This is a genomic window from Streptomyces sp. NPDC020422 (assembly GCF_044386705.1).
In the GTDB taxonomy this organism is placed as follows: domain Bacteria; phylum Actinomycetota; class Actinomycetes; order Streptomycetales; family Streptomycetaceae; genus Streptomyces.
Map to the genome: position 1 here is coordinate 305,267 of NZ_JBIRVJ010000004.1, position 16,266 is coordinate 321,532.

Here is a 16,266-nt window from a genome sequence, read left to right on the forward strand (position 1 = left end):
TGAAAGGCCCCCTACGGGTCTGCCTACTGCTTGCCGCAGTTCGAGGCCAGCTTCTGCTCCTCCGCGGACAGGGTCGGACCCGGGGACGGTGCGGCTGTGGTGGGCTTGGGGTTCGGAGACGCGGTGCCCTCCGTGGCCGGCGGCGGCGTGCTCGCCTTGTCCGCGGCGGCGGCGGCCGCCTTGCGGCGCTCCTCCGTCTTCTTGCAGGCCGAGGCCTGCACCGAAAGCTCGGCGATCTTCGTCCGCGCCTTGTCGAGACTGCCACCGGCGATGGTGTCCTCGACCTGCTTGCGCTGGTACTCCGGGAGGTACTTGAGTTCGATCTCGGGATGGTCCTTCTCGACCTCCGAGAGCTTCACCCACGCCAGGTCCTGGCTGATGCCCCGGTACAGCGCCACGTGCTCGTCCTTCGAGCCCACGAAGTACTGCGTCTGCGTCCAGCGGTACCCGCCGTACAGCGCACCGCCGACCACGGCGAACGCCAGCACCAGCAGGAACGAGCGCTTCAGCCACTTCCGGCCGGCCGAGCGCGGCTTGACGAAGTCGTCCTCCGCGTACGAACCGAACGAGCCCTGCGGAGGCATCCCGCCGTAGCCGTGGTCGTCGCCGCTTCCGGGCGGGCCGAAACCGCCCGCCGGCGGCTGCTGGTGCGGCGCCGGCCGGCCGAGCCCGGAGGCACGGCCCGCGGGCGTGTGCATCGCACCGCCGTCGTTCAGCTGCGCCTGGTTCTCGGCGACCGCGCCCACGATCACGGGGGTGTCGCTGAGGTGACCGGCGAGGGTGTCGCCGCCGTCGACGTCGAGGACGTCCGCGATGATCACGGTGATGTTGTCGGGGCCGCCGCCGCGCAGCGCGAGCTGGATCAGCTCCTGCACGGTCTCCTGCGGGCCCTGGTAGCTGGCGAGGGTCTCCTCCAGCGTCTGGTGCGACACCACGCCCGACAGGCCGTCGGAGCAGACCAGATAGCGGTCGCCGGCCCGCACCTCGCGGATGGAGAGATCGGGCTCGACGTGATCGCCGCTGCCCAGCGCCCGCATCAGCAGCGAACGCTGCGGATGGGTCGTCGCCTCCTCCTCGGTGATCCGGCCCTCGTCGACGAGCCGCTGCACCCAGGTGTGGTCCTGCGTGATCTGCGTGAGCACGCCGTCGCGCAGCAGATAGGCGCGCGAGTCGCCGACGTGCACCAGGCCGAGGCGCTGGCCCGTCCACAGCAGGGCGGTGAGCGTCGTGCCCATGCCCTCCAGCTGCGGGTCCTCCTCGACCATCATCCGCAGCTGGTCGTTGGCGCGCTGCACCGCCGTACCCAGCGAGGTGAGGATGTCGGAACCGGGGACGTCGTCGTCGAGCGTCACCAGGGTGGAGATCACCTCGGACGAGGCGACCTCACCGGCGGCCTGGCCGCCCATGCCGTCCGCGATGGCGAGCAGCCGGGGACCGGCGTAACCGGAGTCCTCGTTGCCCTCGCGGATCATGCCCTTGTGCGAGCCCGCGGCGAAACGCAGTGACAAGCTCATGCCCACCTGCCCTGTCGGCGCCGCCTCGGGGTGCCGCCGGTCTCGAGCCACACTGCCCACCCTCCGGTCGGGAGCCCGGGGCGGCCCTCAGTGGGGACCGTGCCGGCGCGCTCGCTCCGCTCGCTCTCGTTCATGACGTAGCACTACTTCCGAAGCTCGATGACGGTCTTGCCGATGCGGATCGGCGCGCCCAGCGGAATCGGCGTCGCGGTGGTGAGACGGGTCCGGTCCAGATACGTGCCGTTCGTGGACCCGAGATCCTCGACGATCCACTGGCCGTCCCGGTCCGGGTAGATCCTGGCGTGCCGGCTGGAGGCGTAGTCGTCGTCCAGCACGATCGTCGAGTCATGGGCCCGGCCCAGCGTGATGGTCTGCCCCTGCAGGGCGACCGTCGTGCCGGTGAGGGTGCCCTCGGACACGACGAGTTTCGTCGGGGCGCCACGGCGCTGGCGCCCGCCGGCACCGCCCGCGTTCTGCTGGCCCCGCTGCTGCGGGGGTGCCGCCTGGCGCGCGGCCTGCTGCGGCCGTGCCTCCTGGCGGCGCGAACCGCGCTGGGTGACCCGCGTGCCGAACAGGTCACTGCGAATGACCTGGACGGCCACGATGACGAACAGCCACAGAACGGCCAGGAAACCCAGCCGCATGACCGTCAGGGTCAGCTCTGACATTGCCCCCGCTTCACCCTTCGGCTTGCCGGTAAACGATGGTGGTGCTGCCCACGACGATCCGCGAGCCGTCGCGGAGCGTAGCGCGGGTGGTGTGCTGCCCGTCCACCACGATGCCGTTGGTGGACCCGAGATCCTGGATCGTCGAGGGCGTTCCGGTCCGGATCTCGCAGTGCCGGCGGGAGACGCCGGGATCGTCGATCCTCACGTCCGCGTCGGTGCTGCGGCCGAGGACCAGAGTCGGGCGGGAAATCTGATGACGGGTGCCGTTGATCTCGATCCAGCGGCGCACCTGACCGCCCGAAGCGGGCGTCGGAGCCGGACCGCCGGGGCGGCCCGTGGCCGGAGCCGTCGGACGGTGCCCGGGCATGGCCGGGGCGCCCGGCGGCGGAGACGCGGGCATCGGCGGAGCGCCGGCCGGCGCACCGGCGGGCGGGTAGCCGTAGCCGCCGCGGGCCGGCTGCTGGTGACCCTGGGGCCCCTGCGGGTAGCCGCCGGGCGCGTTCTGCTGCTGCGACGGCGGCTGCTGTGACGAACTCGACGCCAGGGTGCGGCTGCGCACCCGGTACAGACCGGTGTCGAGGTCGTCGGCCTTCTCCAGATGGACCTTGATCGGGCCCATGAAGGTGTACCGCTGCTGCTTGGCGTAGTCCCTGACCAGGCCGGCGAGCTCGTCGCCGAGCTGGCCCGAGTAGGGGCTGAGGCGCTCGTAGTCCGGCGCGCTCAGCTCCACGATGAAGTCGTTGGGGACGACCGTCCGCTCGCGGTTCCAGATCGTCGCGTTGTTGTCGCACTCGCGCTGGAGCGCGCCGGCGATCTCGACGGGCTGGACCTCGGACTTGAAGACCTTGGCGAAGGTGCCGTTGACCAGACCTTCGAGTCGCTGCTCGAACCGCTTCAGGACTCCCATGGGGCACCTCCTCCGTCGTTGTCGTCCTGGTACTGCTTACTGATCGTATCCACGCGTCGGGAAATCGGCTGGTTCCCCTTCTCTGCCCTGTGGACGAGTGTCACCTCTCACAGACCTTCCGCAGACCCTTCGCAGACCTTTCGGCAGCTTCCTCGACGGATCGTAGAGGCGCGGCCTGTGGACAGTGTCCCGCACCCGGCGGCGAAGCAGGAGGGCCCCGTGCGTCACTCGTCCCACTCGTCCCTCCTCGTGTCCTCGATCCCGCTCCGTCGCCTCCCCCCTCTCCTCGTCATCCGGGGAGGGGCCGAAACAACGGATGTGAATCCACGGCCCGCGACGTGCTAATCTTCAGATGTCGCCAGGCGGACGGGCCGAAAAGCCAAGAAGCTCGGAGACCACCCAATGCGCGGGTGGCGGAATAGGCAGACGCGCTGGATTCAGGTTCCAGTGCCCGCAAGGGCGTGGGGGTTCAACTCCCCCCTCGCGCACCAGACGGAAGCCCCGCAGATCGAGAGATCTGCGGGGCTTCCGCGTTGTGTACGGGCCCGCTGTGCACAACGAGCCGTGCCCGAGCAGTTGTGTCCAAGCAGCTGTGTCCGAGCAGCTGTGTCCGAGCAGCTGTGTCCGAGCAGTTGTGTCCAAGCAGCTGTGCAACGGGCCGCCGGTCGTCGCGACGTTCGTCGGTGCGGGACGCGACGAAAGAGGACGGCGGTCGGGCGACGGCGCCGCCTATCGTGCGGGCGTGGAAGCTCCTACGAAGATCAGGACGTGGCTCGGCGCCGCCTGGCGCTGGTTCGCGGTGCCCGGACAGTGGTCGCGGCAGCGGACCGCGGGCGAGGCGGTCCTCGCCGTCGTCATGGCACTGCTGGCCGCCGGGACCGAGGACATCCTCCACACCGGCCCGGGATGGCGGCTCGCCCTCGTCGCCCTGACCGCCGCCGCGCTGTCCCTGCTGCGCCGCAGGCTGCCCGCGACCGTGCTCGTCGTCACGTCGCTCCTCACACCGTTCGTCCCCGGCTTCCTGGCCCTGCTGATCCTCATGGGCTGGTCCGCCGGCCGCTACATCGCGGGCGCCGGACGGGCCCTGGCCGCGTTCACCGCCGCCTATGTGCTGAACGTCGCGGGCACCATGGTCGAGGCCTGGGACCAGCGCATGTTCCTCACCGTCGCCATCATCACGACGCTGTACTTCCTGGCGACCACCCTCGCGCCCGGCCTCGCCCACCGCTACTGGGCGCAGCGCCGGACCCTGCTGCACGCGCTCCAGCAGCGCAACGCCCAACTGATCCGGGAGCGGGCGATGATCGCGGGGCAGGCCAGGCTGCGCGAGCGGCAGCGGATCGCACAGGACATGCACGACAGCCTCGGCCACCAGCTGGCGCTGATCTCCGTGCACACCGGCGCCCTGGAGGTCGACCCGAACCTGACCGACCGCCAGCGCGAGGCCGTCGGCGTCCTGCGCAACGCGTCGGTGGACGCCATGCACGAGCTGCGCGAGGTCGTCGGCATCCTGCGCGACGGCGTGGAGGCGCCGGACGAGGCCGGGGGCGTGCCGGTGGTGCGGCCCGGGGACGAGACCGGCAAGGCGGCCCGGGGGACCGCCGGCATCGAGGGACTGGTGGCCGCGGCCCGCTCGGCCGGGACGACGATCGAGCTCGCCCACCGCGGCGAGGCCCGGCCGCTGGCGCCGGCCGTGGACCACGCCGCCTACCGGATCGTCCAGGAGGGCCTGACCAACGCCTACAAGTACGCGCCGGGCGCCCCGATCGCCGTCGAGGTGCGCTACGAGCCGGACGCCTTCGTCGTCGAGGTGCTCAACGAGCGGCCGGAGACCGAGCCGACCGGCGTCGTCAGCGGCGGCCAGGGCCTGACGGGGCTGCACGAGCGGGCCCGGCTGGTCGGCGGCATCGTGCACGCCGGCCCGGCGGACGGCGGCGGCTTCCGGGTCGCCGGCGTCCTGCCGTACGGGGTGGTGGAGGCCGCCCCGTTCGTCGAGCCGGACCCCTGGACGGCCGGTCTCGAGCTCGGCGTCGCCGCTTCGGCCGGTCATGCGGGCGGTCATGAGGGCGGCCACTCAGGCGTCCACTCAGGCCGTCACGCGGGCGTCCACTCAGGCCGTGACGCGGGCGGTCCTCTCCCCGGTCCTCCAGCCGGCCCTCTCTCCGATCCTTTCGTCGATGCGGCCGACGACTTCCGGCAGCAGTCACGGTGGGCCCGTTCACGCGACGGTGGTCGGGCCGTGGTCGGAAAGGCCGACCGGACGGTGACCGAACGGGAGTGGGCGATGGCGATGCGCGCGGGCAGGGGCACGAGCACGGGCGGCGGGATAGCGATCGGGTGCGGGATCGCGTTCGCGGCCCTGGTGCTGCTGCTGGTGGCGGGCGGCTTCGGCATCTACTTCCTGATGGGGTCGATGCAGAAGGGCATGATCGGCCCGGGCGAGTACGACGCCGTCAAGGTCGGGCAGAGCGAGCAGGAGGTACGCGAGCGGCTTCCTTCGGGGGACACCATCGCCACCACCGGACTGCACGGAAAGGGCCCCAAGGAGCCCGAGGGATCCACGTGTCTGGTGCTGATGAGCTCGGAGCCGGGCGACAGCATGGAGAGCGAGCCCGTTTTCCGGTTCTGCTTCAAGGACGGCAAGCTGATCGAGAAGAAGTCGTACGAGGTCGTGCGCTAGGGCGCGGGACCCTTCGTACGCCGCTAGCTGGTGGGGAGAGGCTGTGGCAGGGCAGCAGCGCGTCAGGGTCGTGATCGCCGATGACGAGCCCCTGATCAGGGCCGGGATCAGGATGATCCTCACCTCGGACCCGGACATCGAGGTCGTCGCGGAGGCGGCGAACGGGCGGGAGGCCGTCGAACAGGCCCGCGCCCACGCCGCCGACGTCCTGCTGCTCGACATCCAGATGCCCGTCCTCGACGGTCTCTCCGCCCTGCCGGAGCTGCGCCGGGCGGCGCCGTCGACACGGGTGATCGTGCTGACGACGTTCGGCGAGCGGGAGAACGTGCTGCGGGCGCTCGAGCACGGCGGCGCGGGGTTCCTGCTCAAGGACACCGCGCCGGCCGAACTCATCCGCGCCGTACGGGCCGCGGCGGCCGGGGAGGCGTATCTCTCCCCCGCGGCCACCCGGCATGTGGTCGAGCAGCTGGCCTCCGGGCGCGAGGCCGCCCGGGCGGAGGAGGCGCGGGCCCGGCTGACGGCGCTCAGCGAGCGGGAGCGGCAGGTGCTGGCGCTGCTCGGCGAGGGCCTGTCCAACGCGGACGCCGGCCGGCGTCTGCACATGAGCGAGGCGACGGTGAAGACCTATGTGAGCCGCATCCTCGCCAAGCTGGACTGCGAGAACCGGGTCCAGGCGGCCCTGCTCGCCCGGGACGCCCGCCTCTGACTCAGCGCGCGCCGTCGGCGTCGGGGGAGCCGGTGGTGCCGGGGAGGTCGGCTCCGGGTGCTGCGTTGTGGTCGGCGCCGGGTGCTCCGTTGTAGCGGAGCAGATAGGCGGCGAAGCGGGCGAGGTCCTCGGCCGACCAGTCCTTGAGGCGTTCCCCGTAGGCGGCGAGCCGACTGGCCTGGGTGGAGGCGAGGACCTGGGTGCCCGCCTCGGTGGGGTGCAGCACCTGGACCCGATGGTCGTCCGGGTCGGGACGCCGCTCGATCAGGCCCAGCTTCTCCAGGGTGCCGATCTGCCGGCTGACCGTCGACTTGTCCAGGAGGAAGTGGGCGGCGAGGTCCGTGGCCCGGCAGCCCTGCTGGTCGTCGATGTGGGTGAGGAGCGTGTACGAGACCAGCGGCAGCTCCGGGTGGAGCCGGGCGGCCGCGGCCCGCGCCCGGCGGGCGAAGGCGGTCAGCTCCCGCTCGATGGTGTCGAGGGACGTCTCCCGCGCGCCGTCGCTCATGGTGCGCTCCTTGTCGCCGAGGACCTGATGGCTGGGGCTCTGGCCGTGACTGCGGCCGTGGCAGCGGCCGTGGCAGCGGACGGGGTGGCCCCGTCCCGACTTTCGGTTGTATAGTACAACGGTTATTTAGTTGTAAAAGCCAACCATGGAGGTTCCGGTGTCCGCAGGACCGACCACCAAGGGAGCGTTGCGCCACGTCCTCGGGCATCTGCTCACCCCCCTGCTGATGTGCGTCGGCATGGGCCTCGCCTACCTGGGTGCCTTCCACGCCCCCCAGCCCCACGACCTCCGCGTCGACATCGTCGGCTCGGGACCCCAGGCCCAGGTCCTCGCCCAGACCCTGCAGGACAAGGGCGCCGGAGCCCTGGACGTCCGCACCGTGCCGGACCGCGCCACCGCCACCGCCCACCTGCGCGACCGGTCCAGCTTCGGCGCCTACCTCCCCGGTGACGGGCGGCCGGCCGCCGGGAAGGCGACCGACACCTCCGGCCGCCCCGAACTCCTCGTGGCGTCCGCCGCCTCCGACACCAGCGCCATGGCCGTCGAGAAGGTCTTCACCAAGGTCGCCGCCACCCAGGACCAGCCCCTCAAGGTCACCGACGTCGCACCCGTCTCCTCCGGCGACCCCACAGGACAGGGCATCTTCTTCCTGCTCGTCGCCCTCAGCATCGGCTCGTACGCCTCCGTCGCCGTCATCGGCGGGGCCGGCGCCGTACTGCCCATGCGGATCAGGGCCCTGCTCGCCGCCGGCATGTCCCTCGTCGTCAGCCTCATCGGCACCGTCTTCGCCGGCCCGCTCTTCCACCTCGTCGACCAGGGACTCGGCGGCGTCTGGGCCCTCGCGTGGCTGTACAGCGCCGGCATCCTGCTGATCGGCGTCGGGCTCCACACCTTCCTCAAGCGCTGGACCACGCTCGGCGTGATGGTCCTGTTCGTGATGCTCAACTTCACCAGCTCCGGCGGCATCTACCGGCCCGAGCTCCAGCCCGGCTTCTTCGGCGCGCTGCACGCCTTCTGGAACGGCGCGGGCTTCGTCGAGGGCGTCCGCGGCCACGTCTACTTCGGCGGCGACGGACTCGGCCGCGACGTCCTCGTCCTCGCCCTCTGGTTCCTCGCCGGAGCCGCCCTCACCGTCCTCGCCGGAATCACCGAGGCCCGACGCGCCGCCCCCGCCGCGGTGACCGCGCCGACGCCCGCCGCGGAGACGGACGCGGAGGCGGAGGCGGAGGAGGAGATCGAGGAGGCCGTGGGGGTCTGACCGCGACGTCCGCCCCCTCACGCCCGCCCCCTCACGTCCGCCCCCCACGTCTGGCGTCTGAACCGCACGTCCGATGCCTGACGGCAGAGTTGTCCACAGGTCGTTATCCACAGGGGAAGACGGCCTGATGACCCCGGCGGTACCTTCATGCCCAGTCGACGAAGTTGATGTTGGCAACCAGGCAAGAGTCGGGGGAGGCCGTCCCATGGACGAGACCAGGACAGCGGTTCCGGGACAGCGCGAGCACGCCACGCACGGGGGCGCACGAGTGCCGCACGTGCCCGGCTTCGCACGACGGGCAACAGCCCGGACCGAGAGCGCGACCGGGCCCGCCGGCTCCGCCCCCTCCCCCGCCTCCGCCAAACAACGCGGCAAGGAACTCCGCAACAGCATCCCCCGGGCGGCGCACGCCACCCTCACCCTCGCAGCCGGACGACCCGACGCCACCCGCGCCGTCGAGGAGTCCAGCCGAGGACGCGTCGCCGCCCTCACACCGATAAGGGTCGGCAGGATGGCGGCGAGTCCCTTCGCCTTCCTGCGCGGCTCCGCCGGACTGATGGCCCACGACCTCGCCGGCTCCCCCGTGACCGGCATCGCCGCCCAGATATGCGGCGACGCGCACGCGGCCAACTTCGGCCTCTACGGCGACGCCCGCGGCCGCCTCGTCATCGACCTCAACGACTTCGACGAGACCGTCGTCGGCCCCTGGGAGTGGGACCTCAAGCGGCTCGCCACCTCCCTCGTGCTCGCCGGGCGCGAGGCGGGGGCCGACGAGGACATGTGCCGGGCCGCCGCCTTCGACACCGTCGGCGCCTACCGCCGCACCATGCGCCTGCTGGCCCGGCTCCCCGCACTCGACGCCTGGAACGCCATCGCGGACGAGGAGCTCGTCTCCCACACCGACGCCCGCGACCTCATAGGCACCCTGGAACGGGTCTCGGCGAAGGCCCGCAACAACACCAGCGCCCGGTTCGCCGCCCGCTCGACCGAGCCCGTCACCGACGAGGAGGGCGGCGGCAGACGCTTCGTCGACGCCCCGCCCGTCCTGCGCCGGGTGCCCGACGCGGAGGCCGCGGCCGTCGCCACAGCCCTCGGCGAGTACCTGGAGACCGTGTCCGAGGACCGGCTGCCGCTCCTCGCCCGGTACGCGGTCCACGACGTGGCCTTCCGCGTCGTCGGCACCGGCAGCGTCGGCACCCGCTCCTACGTGGTGCTGCTCCTCGACCACCGGGGCGAGCCCCTGGTCCTCCAGGTCAAGGAGGCCCGCCCCTCCGCGTTGCTGCCCCACCTGCCGGCGGTCGGCTTCGCCGTCCCGGAAGCGGGGCACGAGGGCCGGCGCGTGGTGCTCGGGCAGAAGCGGATGCAGGTCGTCAGCGACATCCTGCTCGGCTGGACCACCGTCGAGGGCAGGCCGTACCAGGTGCGGCAGTTCCGCAACCGCAAGGGCAGCGTCGACCCGGCCGCCCTGACCGCGGAGCAGGTCGACGACTACGGGCGCATGACGGGCGCCCTGCTGGCCCGCGCCCACGCCCACAGCGCCGACCCGCGGCTGATCGCCGGCTACTGCGGCAAGAACGAAGAACTCGACGAGGCCGTCGCGACCTTCGCCGTCGCCTACGCGGACCGCACCACCGCGGACCACGAGGACCTGCTGACAGCGATACGCACCGGGCGGATAGCGGCGGAACTGGGCGTGTGAGGCGTCCCGTGAGCCTCCTGTGAGGTCTGGGGCTCTTCATGGGGGGCGAGGTGGGGGCTGGAGGGGGCGAGGGGTGGAGGGGGGAGGGGGAGGGAGGGGGGGAGGCCCCCTCCCCGGGGACCGTAGGCTGGATGGGACGAGCCGGAACGAGGACGTGGACGGGCGTGGACGTGAGCGTGGACCAGGGCGTGGGTGGCGGGTCCGAGGGTGAGCGGCCCGAGGCGCGCCTCGAGCAGGCTGTGCGGGTGGCCGAGCAGGCTCTGATCGAGTTCGAGATCGCGGTGGAGACCTTCCGGGTCGAGGTGGAGAACTTCTCCCGGCTGCATCACCAGAAGCTCGGTCCGATGTACACGCGGCTCGACGAGCTGGACGCGCAGATCGCGGAGGCGCGGGCGGCGCAGACCGGGGATCCGGAGGATCTGCGGCGGGCGCAGGAGGCGCGGGCCGCGGTCATGCCGATGCCCGGGGTGGAGGAGTTGTTCCACGACTGGGTGGACTCCGACGGTCTTTCGGCCGAGGCGGCGGCGATGCTGACGGACCGGCCGGTGCGGCCGCCGAAGCGGGTGCGGCCGTCCGACGAGGTGCGCAAGCTCTACCGTGAGCTGGCCCGGCAGGCGCATCCGGATCTGGCGCGGGAAGAGGGCGAGCGGCAGCGGCGTGAGGAGTTCATCACGCGGGTGAACGCGGCGTACGCCCGGGGCGACGAGGGTCTGCTGCGGGAGCTGTCCGAGGAGTGGGCGGCCGGTCCGGTGCCGGAGGTGCGGCTCAGCGAGAGCGAGGAGCTGTACGCGCGGCTGGAGTGGCTGTCGCAGCGCAAGGAGATGCTGTCGGTGGTGGCCCGGGAGCTGGAGGACAGTGCGATCGGCGCGATGCTGCGGATGGCGCCGGACGACCCGGACCGGCTGCTGGAGGAGATCGCCGAGCAGCTGTTGGCGCAGGTGTCCGAGCGTGAGGCGGAGCTCGCGGCGCTGGCGCGGCCGGTGCAGTAGGTTTCGATGGTTCGGCGCCCGCGTTCGAGGGGTGCCATCGACCCGTGTGAGAGAGAAGGCCTGTCCCATGAATTTCGCCCCGCTGCCGTCGGTGGACGCGGCCTCCGTGCCTGCCGATGCCCTGGTGCTGGATGTCCGTGAGGACGACGAGTGGGCGGCCGGTCATGTCGAGGGTGCGCTGCACGTGCCGATGAGTGGTTTCGTGCAGCGGTTCGGTGAGGTGACGGAGGCCGTGGCCGAGGGGCGGCGGGCGTTCGTGATGTGCCGGGTGGGTGGCCGTTCGGCGCAGGTCACGCAGTACCTGGTGCAGCAGGGCATCGACGCGGTGAACGTGGACGGCGGGATGCTGGCCTGGGAGGGTGCGGGGCGCCCGATGGTGACGGACGACGGGAGCCCCGCGTACGTGCTGTAGCTCAGGCGAGGGGGTGGGCGGCGAGGAGGTCGCCCAGTTCTTCTTCGTGGGCGCCGGCGGGGCCGAGTGCGAGTTCGAGGTGCTTGGCCCAGGCGTGGTAGCGGTGCAGCGGGTAGTCGGTGTCGGCGCCGAAGCCGCCGTGGAGGTGTTGGGCGGTCTGGACGACGCGGCGGACGCCTTCGGAGGCCCAGATCTTGGCGACGGCGATGTCCCCGCCAGCGGGGAGGGGTCCGCCGGCGTCGGTGGTGAGGCGCCAGGCTGCCTGCCAGAGGGTGGCTTCCATGGCGCGTAGGTCGATGTAGCGGTCGGCTGCTTGGACGGCGACGGCCTGGAAGGTGGCCACGGGGTGGCCGAACTGCTCCCGCTTGCCGGTGTACTGGCTGGTCATGGTGAGGACTTGTTCGCCGAGGCCGAGGGCGAGGGCGCAGGTTCCGGTCGCGAGGAGGTCGCGGAGTCGGTCCCAGGCGCCGTCGGTGTCGATGACGTCGGTGGGGTCGAGGCGGACGCCGTCGAGGTGGAGTTCGGCGAGGAGTTCGCCGTGGGTGGCGTACTGGTCGGCGAGGCTGAGGCCCTGGTGGGTGCGGGGGAGCAGGGCGAGGACGGTGCGCCCGTCGGGGGTGTGTGCGGGGACGGCGATGCGGTCGGCCTGGTGGGCCCAGGGGACGTGGCCGGTGTGGCCGTCGAGCGCCCAGCCGGTGGGGTCCTGGTGGGCGGTGACGGCGAGGGGGGCCGGGTCGTGGCCGGTGTTGCCGTGGGCGGCGGCGGTGAGGACGAGTTCGCCGCGGGTGACCTTCGGGAGGAGCGCCTCGGCGGTTTCGGCGGGGGCGTACTGCTGGAGGGTGAGGGCGACCGCGGTGGTTTCGAGCAGGGGGACGCGGGCGAGGACGCGGGCGGATTCGCGGAGGACGAGGCAGAGGGCGATGGGGTCGAGTCCGGCGCCGCCGTGTGCGGGGTCGAGGCAGAGGCCGAGGAGGTCGGCGGTGGCGAGGCGGGCCCACAGGGGTCGGTCGTAGTCGTCGGCGACCGCGCGGGGGGTGAGGGCGGGGCTGGGTACGGCGTCGGGTGCGACGTCGGAGAAGACGGCCTTTGCCGCCTCGACGGCCGCGTGTTGTTCTTCGGTGAAGGTGAAGTCCACTGCCCTGTCCCTTCCGGCCCGCTCGTATTTGACGGATCGTCAAGATAGAACAGGTTCTAGCGGAAGGGAATGGGCGGGCGTCGTCTGTCAGCGGTCGAAGTCGAGTTCCACTTCGGGGGTCTTGGGGTGGGACTGGCAGGCCAGCACGTATCCGGCGTCGGTCTCCTCGGGCTCCAGTGCGAAGTTGCGGTCCATGAGGACCTCGCCGGAGACGACGAAGGCGCGGCAGGTGCCGCAGACACCGCCCTTGCAGGCGTACGGGGCGTCCGCCCGGGCGCGCAGCACGGTCTCCAGGAGCGTCTCGCCCTGCTGGACGGGCCAGTTGCCGGAGCGGCCGTGCAGGGTGGCGGTCAGCGTGGCGTCGGCGGGGGCGTCCGCGGCGGTGGCCGGGGCGGGGGCGGAGCCGTCGTCGACGTGGAAGATCTCCTGGTGGACGCGGGCGCGGTCGACGCCGAGGTCGCGCAGGGCCTGTTCGGCGCTCTGCACCAGGCCGAAGGGGCCGCACAGGAACCAGCCGTCGATGTCGCCGACGGGGAGCAGTGCGGGCAGCAGGGTGGTGAGCCGCTCGTGGTCGAGCCGGCCGGAGGGGAGCCCGGACTGCTGTTCCTCGCGGGAGAGGACGGTGACCAGCTGGAGGCGGTCGGGGAAGCGGTCCTTGAGGTCGGCGACCTCGTCGAGGAACATCGTGGACGCGGCGGTGCGGTCGCTGCGGACGAGGCAGAACGTGGCGTCGGGCTGTCGGGCAAGCAGGGTGGCGGCCATCGACAGGACCGGGGTGATGCCGCTGCCGCCGACGATGGCGGCGAAGTGTCCGGGGCGCGGGGCGAGGACGAAGCGGCCCATGGGCTCCATGACCTCGACGGTGTCGCCGACGGCGAGCTCCTTGAGGGCGTAGGTGGAGAACTCGCCGCCGTCGACCAGTCGGATGCCGACGCGCAGGACGGGGGTCTCGCCTTCGGCGGCGGCCGGGGCGCAGATCGAGTAGGTGCGGCGGATCTCTTCGCCGTGCTGTCCGGTGCGGCGCAGGGCGAGGTGTTGGCCGGGGGTGTGCCGGTAGGTCTCGTGCAGCTCGGGCGGGACGGCGAAGGTGACGGCCACCGAGTCGTCCGTGAGCTGCTCGACCTCGCTGACCCGGAGCGGGTGGAACCCGGTCCGTGCGGTCGTGGAGGACTGCATCTACAACTCCTTGAAGTGGTCGAACGGTTCGCGGCAGGCCGTGCAGCGGCGGAGTGCCTTGCACGCGGTGGAGGAGAAGCGGCTGAGGAGTTCGGTGTCGGTGGATCCGCAGTGGGGGCAGCGGATGGCCAGGGTGAGGGGTATCGGTCCGCCGGCGGGGCCCTGGGGGCGGGGCGGGGCGATGCCGAACTCGGCGAGTTTGCGGCGGCCTTCCTCGGTGATGTCGTCGGTCGACCAGGCGGGGCTGAGGACGGTGACGACGGAGACCTCGGCTATCCCGTGGGTGTGGAGGGCTTCCTCGATGTCGTGGGACATCGCCTCGATCGCGGGGCAGCCGGTGTAGGTGGGGGTGAGCCGGACCTCGACGCGGCTGGGGCCGTGGATGTGGACGCCGCGGACGACGCCGAGTTCGGCGAGGGTGAGGACGGGCAGCTCGGGGTCGGGGACGGCGCCGGCGATGCGGGCCAGTTCCTCTTCGAGTGCGGTCGGGGTGGTGCCGGCGGGGGCGGTGGTCACCATGACGCCCCCGGGTGGCTTCGGTGCAGGTGCTGCATTTCGGCGAGCATCCGGCCGAAGGACTCGGTGTGCAGGCCCTGGCGGCCGGCGCCGGCCTTCCAGGCTCCGGTGCGCGGCCCGGTGGGGACGGTGAGGGTGGCCTTCTCGAGGACGGCGGTGACGGAGTCGAGCCAGGCGCGCTCCATGGCGGCGGTGGTGTCGGCGTCGATGTCGAGGCCTTCGAGGGGCTGGAACAGTTCGCCGGTATACCGCCACAGGGCGTCGCAGGCCTGCTGCATGCGCCGGTGGCTTTCTTCGGTGCCGTCGCCGAGGCGCAGGGTCCAGTGCTCGGCGTGGTCCTGGTGGTAGGCGACTTCCTTGACGGCCTTGCCGGCGAGTCCGGCGAGGGGGCCGTCACCGGCGGCGAGCTCGGCGTAGAGGAGGCGCTGGTAGGTGGAGAAGTAGAGCTGGCGGGCGATGGTGTGGGCGAAGTCGCCGTTCGGCTGCTCGACGAGCTGGCAGTTGCGGAAGTCGCGTTCTTCGCGGAGGTAGGCCAGCTCGTCCTCGTCTCCGGCGAGGGAGAGCAGGATGCGGGCCTGGCCGAGGAGGTCGAGCGCGATGTTGGCGAGGGCGACCTCCTCTTCCAGGACGGGGGCGTTGCCGGCCCACTCGCCCAGGCGCTGGGCGAGGATGAGGGCGTCGTCGCCGAGGGGCAGCGCGGCGGCCGGGGCGGTGGTGGGCTGTGCGGTCACAGGTGCTTCACCCCGTCCGGGATCTCGTAGAAGGTGGGGTGGCGGTAGGGCTTGTCCGCCGAGGGCTCGAAGAAGGGGTCGCGCTCGTCGGGGGAGGAGGCGGTGATCTCGGTGGAGGGGACGACCCAGATCGAGACGCCTTCGTTGCGGCGGGTGTACAGGTCGCGGGCGTTGCGCAGGGCCATCTCGGCGTCCGGCGCGTGGAGGCTGCCGGCGTGGGTGTGGGACAGTCCGCGGCGCGAGCGCACGAACACCTCCCACAGCGGCCATCCGTCGGTGGTCATGCGCGTGCCTCCCCGTCCGTGAGCTGCTTCGTGTGCTTGTCGGCGTATGCCGCGGCGGCTTCCCTGACCCAGGCGCCGTCCTCGTGGGCCTGGCGGCGCTTGGCGAGCCGCTGTTCGTTGCAGGGGCCGTTGCCCTTGAGGACGTCCCAGAACTCGGCCCAGTCGATGGGGCCGAAGTCGTAGTGCCCGCGCTCCTCGTTCCACTTCAGGTCGGGGTCGGGGAGGGTGAGGCCGAGGGACTCGGCCTGCGGGGCGGCGATGTCGACGAAGCGCTGGCGCAGTTCGTCGTTGGAGTGGCGCTTGATCTTCCAGGCCATGGCCTGGGCGGAGTGGGTCGACTCGTCGTCCGGCGGGCCGAACATCATCAGGGAGGGCCACCACCAGCGGTTCACCGCGTCCTGGGCCATGGCGTGCTGGGCCTCGGTGCCGCGGGAGAGGGCGAGCAGCGCCTCGTATCCCTGGCGCTGGTGGAAGGACTCCTCCTTGCAGACCCGGACCATGGCGCGTGCGTACGGCCCGTAGGAGCAGCGGCAGAGGGGGACCTGGTTGGTGATGGCGGCGCCGTCCACGAGCCAGCCGATGGCGCCGACGTCGGCCCAGGTCAGGGTGGGGTAGTTGAAGATCGAGGAGTACTTCTGGCGGCCGGAGTGGAGCTTGTCGAGGAGCTCGTCGCGGCTGGTGCCGAGGGTTTCGGCCGCGCTGTACAGGTAGAGGCCGTGGCCGGCCTCGTCCTGGACCTTGGCCATGAGGATCGCCTTGCGCCGCAGGGAGGGGGCGCGGGTGATCCAGTTCGCCTCGGGCTGCATGCCGATGATCTCGGAGTGGGCGTGCTGGGCGATCTGGCGGACCAGGCCGGCGCGGTAGGCGTCGGGCATCCAGTCGCGGGGCTCGATGCGCTCGTCCGCGGCGACGGCGGCGTCGAACACCGCTTCGAGGGCTGCCTGTGTCGCGGCTGTCCCTGTCGTCGCCGGTGTCGCTGTCGTCTCTGCCGTGCCTGCGGTCATCGGACCCCCTACCGACCGATCGTTCGGTTGAATGACTTCAATGGTCGTTCGGCGGCCCGTATGGTGTCAACCTCTGTGGATA

16 protein-coding genes and 1 tRNA gene are annotated in these 16,266 nt (G+C 71.9%); 7 read left to right on the top strand and 10 right to left on the bottom strand.

Features of this window, described 5'->3' with window-relative positions:
- Window positions 1-23: 23 nt before the first annotated feature.
- The 3 genes from ACH414_RS12205 to ACH414_RS12215 all read right to left on the bottom strand — a co-directional run bounded on the left by ACH414_RS12205 (window position 24) and on the right by ACH414_RS12215 (window position 3,089).
- On the bottom strand, window positions 24-1,514 hold the full coding sequence (locus ACH414_RS12205) for a Stp1/IreP family PP2C-type Ser/Thr phosphatase (RefSeq protein WP_382539148.1): 1,491 nt from the start codon (window positions 1,512-1,514) through the stop codon (window positions 24-26).
- A 143-nt stretch (window positions 1,515-1,657) separates the two neighbouring features.
- The gene (locus ACH414_RS12210; protein ID WP_382539151.1) at window positions 1,658-2,182 is read right to left on the bottom strand and encodes an FHA domain-containing protein; all 525 of its coding nucleotides are present in this window, start codon (window positions 2,180-2,182) and stop codon (window positions 1,658-1,660) included.
- Window positions 2,183-2,192: 10 nt separating this feature from the next.
- Entirely contained in the window at window positions 2,193-3,089 is an 897-nt protein-coding gene (locus ACH414_RS12215; RefSeq protein ID WP_398941701.1) for an FhaA domain-containing protein, read from the bottom strand.
- A gap of 404 nt (window positions 3,090-3,493) precedes the next feature.
- On the opposite strand from ACH414_RS12215, the gene ACH414_RS12220 reads away from it, so the two are divergent.
- The 3 genes from ACH414_RS12220 (at window position 3,494) to ACH414_RS12230 (ending at window position 6,475) form a co-directional block, all read left to right on the top strand.
- Window positions 3,494-3,580, top strand: a tRNA-Leu gene (locus tag ACH414_RS12220).
- A 251-nt stretch (window positions 3,581-3,831) separates the two neighbouring features.
- Window positions 3,832-5,769 carry a sensor histidine kinase gene (locus tag ACH414_RS12225; RefSeq protein ID WP_398941702.1) on the top strand — a complete coding sequence of 646 codons (1,938 nt, stop codon included), beginning with the start codon at window positions 3,832-3,834 and terminating at the stop codon, window positions 5,767-5,769.
- 43 nt (window positions 5,770-5,812) lie between these two features.
- Entirely contained in the window at window positions 5,813-6,475 is a 663-nt protein-coding gene (locus ACH414_RS12230; protein ID WP_398941704.1) for a response regulator, read from the top strand.
- Window position 6,476: 1 nt separating this feature from the next.
- Here the strand turns inward: ACH414_RS12230 and ACH414_RS12235 are convergent, their stop codons facing one another.
- On the bottom strand, window positions 6,477-6,980 hold the full coding sequence (locus tag ACH414_RS12235) for a MarR family winged helix-turn-helix transcriptional regulator (RefSeq protein ID WP_386563236.1): 504 nt from the start codon (window positions 6,978-6,980) through the stop codon (window positions 6,477-6,479).
- 157 nt (window positions 6,981-7,137) lie between these two features.
- Here ACH414_RS12235 and ACH414_RS12240 point away from each other — a divergent pair, with 157 nt between their 5' ends.
- From ACH414_RS12240 to ACH414_RS12255, 4 genes are all read left to right on the top strand, one after another.
- The gene (locus ACH414_RS12240; RefSeq protein WP_398941706.1) at window positions 7,138-8,238 is read left to right on the top strand and encodes a hypothetical protein; all 1,101 of its coding nucleotides are present in this window, start codon (window positions 7,138-7,140) and stop codon (window positions 8,236-8,238) included.
- A gap of 205 nt (window positions 8,239-8,443) precedes the next feature.
- Complete coding sequence (locus ACH414_RS12245; RefSeq protein ID WP_398941707.1) at window positions 8,444-9,937, top strand: DUF2252 domain-containing protein; 1,494 nt, start codon at window positions 8,444-8,446, stop codon at window positions 9,935-9,937.
- 131 nt (window positions 9,938-10,068) lie between these two features.
- Window positions 10,069-10,926: a hypothetical protein gene (locus tag ACH414_RS12250; protein ID WP_382539170.1), complete on the top strand. Its 858-nt coding sequence runs from the start codon at window positions 10,069-10,071 to the stop codon at window positions 10,924-10,926.
- A gap of 67 nt (window positions 10,927-10,993) precedes the next feature.
- Window positions 10,994-11,338, top strand: coding sequence for a rhodanese-like domain-containing protein (locus ACH414_RS12255; protein WP_391769746.1), 345 nt, complete (start codon window positions 10,994-10,996; stop codon window positions 11,336-11,338).
- 1 nt (window position 11,339) lies between these two features.
- Here the strand turns inward: ACH414_RS12255 and ACH414_RS12260 are convergent, their stop codons facing one another.
- From ACH414_RS12260 to paaA, 6 genes are all read right to left on the bottom strand, one after another.
- Window positions 11,340-12,473: an acyl-CoA dehydrogenase family protein gene (locus ACH414_RS12260; protein ID WP_398941709.1), complete on the bottom strand. Its 1,134-nt coding sequence runs from the start codon at window positions 12,471-12,473 to the stop codon at window positions 11,340-11,342.
- An 87-nt stretch (window positions 12,474-12,560) separates the two neighbouring features.
- Window positions 12,561-13,649, bottom strand: coding sequence for a 2Fe-2S iron-sulfur cluster-binding protein (locus tag ACH414_RS12265; protein ID WP_398941710.1), 1,089 nt, complete (start codon window positions 13,647-13,649; stop codon window positions 12,561-12,563).
- Window positions 13,650-14,168, bottom strand: coding sequence for a 1,2-phenylacetyl-CoA epoxidase subunit PaaD (gene paaD, locus ACH414_RS12270; protein WP_382539182.1), 519 nt, complete (start codon window positions 14,166-14,168; stop codon window positions 13,650-13,652).
- Window positions 14,162-14,896 carry a 1,2-phenylacetyl-CoA epoxidase subunit PaaC gene (gene paaC / locus ACH414_RS12275; RefSeq protein WP_382539185.1) on the bottom strand — a complete coding sequence of 245 codons (735 nt, stop codon included), beginning with the start codon at window positions 14,894-14,896 and terminating at the stop codon, window positions 14,162-14,164. The genes paaD and paaC overlap by 7 nt, the downstream gene beginning before the upstream one ends.
- Window positions 14,893-15,180: a 1,2-phenylacetyl-CoA epoxidase subunit PaaB gene (paaB, locus tag ACH414_RS12280; RefSeq protein ID WP_382539188.1), complete on the bottom strand. Its 288-nt coding sequence runs from the start codon at window positions 15,178-15,180 to the stop codon at window positions 14,893-14,895. The genes paaC and paaB overlap by 4 nt, the downstream gene beginning before the upstream one ends.
- Window positions 15,177-16,184, bottom strand: a complete 1,008-nt coding sequence (gene paaA / locus ACH414_RS12285; RefSeq protein ID WP_398941711.1) for a 1,2-phenylacetyl-CoA epoxidase subunit PaaA — start codon at window positions 16,182-16,184, stop codon at window positions 15,177-15,179. The genes paaB and paaA overlap by 4 nt, the downstream gene beginning before the upstream one ends.
- Window positions 16,185-16,266: the final 82 nt, after the last annotated feature.

Excerpts from the sequence above, each read along its gene's own strand:
- ACH414_RS12205 (WP_382539148.1), bottom strand. The coding sequence starts at position 1,514 with ATGAGCTTGTCACTGCGTTTCGCCGCGGGCTCGCACAAGGGCATGATC.
- ACH414_RS12210 (WP_382539151.1), bottom strand. The coding sequence starts at position 2,182 with ATGTCAGAGCTGACCCTGACGGTCATGCGGCTGGGTTTCCTGGCCGTT.
- ACH414_RS12215 (WP_398941701.1), bottom strand. The coding sequence starts at position 3,089 with ATGGGAGTCCTGAAGCGGTTCGAGCAGCGACTCGAAGGTCTGGTCAAC.
- ACH414_RS12235 (WP_386563236.1), bottom strand. The coding sequence starts at position 6,980 with ATGAGCGACGGCGCGCGGGAGACGTCCCTCGACACCATCGAGCGGGAG.
- ACH414_RS12245 (WP_398941707.1), top strand. The coding sequence starts at position 8,444 with ATGGACGAGACCAGGACAGCGGTTCCGGGACAGCGCGAGCACGCCACG.
- ACH414_RS12250 (WP_382539170.1), top strand. The coding sequence starts at position 10,069 with ATGGGACGAGCCGGAACGAGGACGTGGACGGGCGTGGACGTGAGCGTG.
- ACH414_RS12255 (WP_391769746.1), top strand. The coding sequence starts at position 10,994 with ATGAATTTCGCCCCGCTGCCGTCGGTGGACGCGGCCTCCGTGCCTGCC.
- ACH414_RS12265 (WP_398941710.1), bottom strand. The coding sequence starts at position 13,649 with ATGCAGTCCTCCACGACCGCACGGACCGGGTTCCACCCGCTCCGGGTC.
- paaD (WP_382539182.1), bottom strand. The coding sequence starts at position 14,168 with ATGGTGACCACCGCCCCCGCCGGCACCACCCCGACCGCACTCGAAGAG.
- paaB (WP_382539188.1), bottom strand. The coding sequence starts at position 15,180 with ATGACCACCGACGGATGGCCGCTGTGGGAGGTGTTCGTGCGCTCGCGC.
- paaA (WP_398941711.1), bottom strand. The coding sequence starts at position 16,184 with ATGACCGCAGGCACGGCAGAGACGACAGCGACACCGGCGACGACAGGG.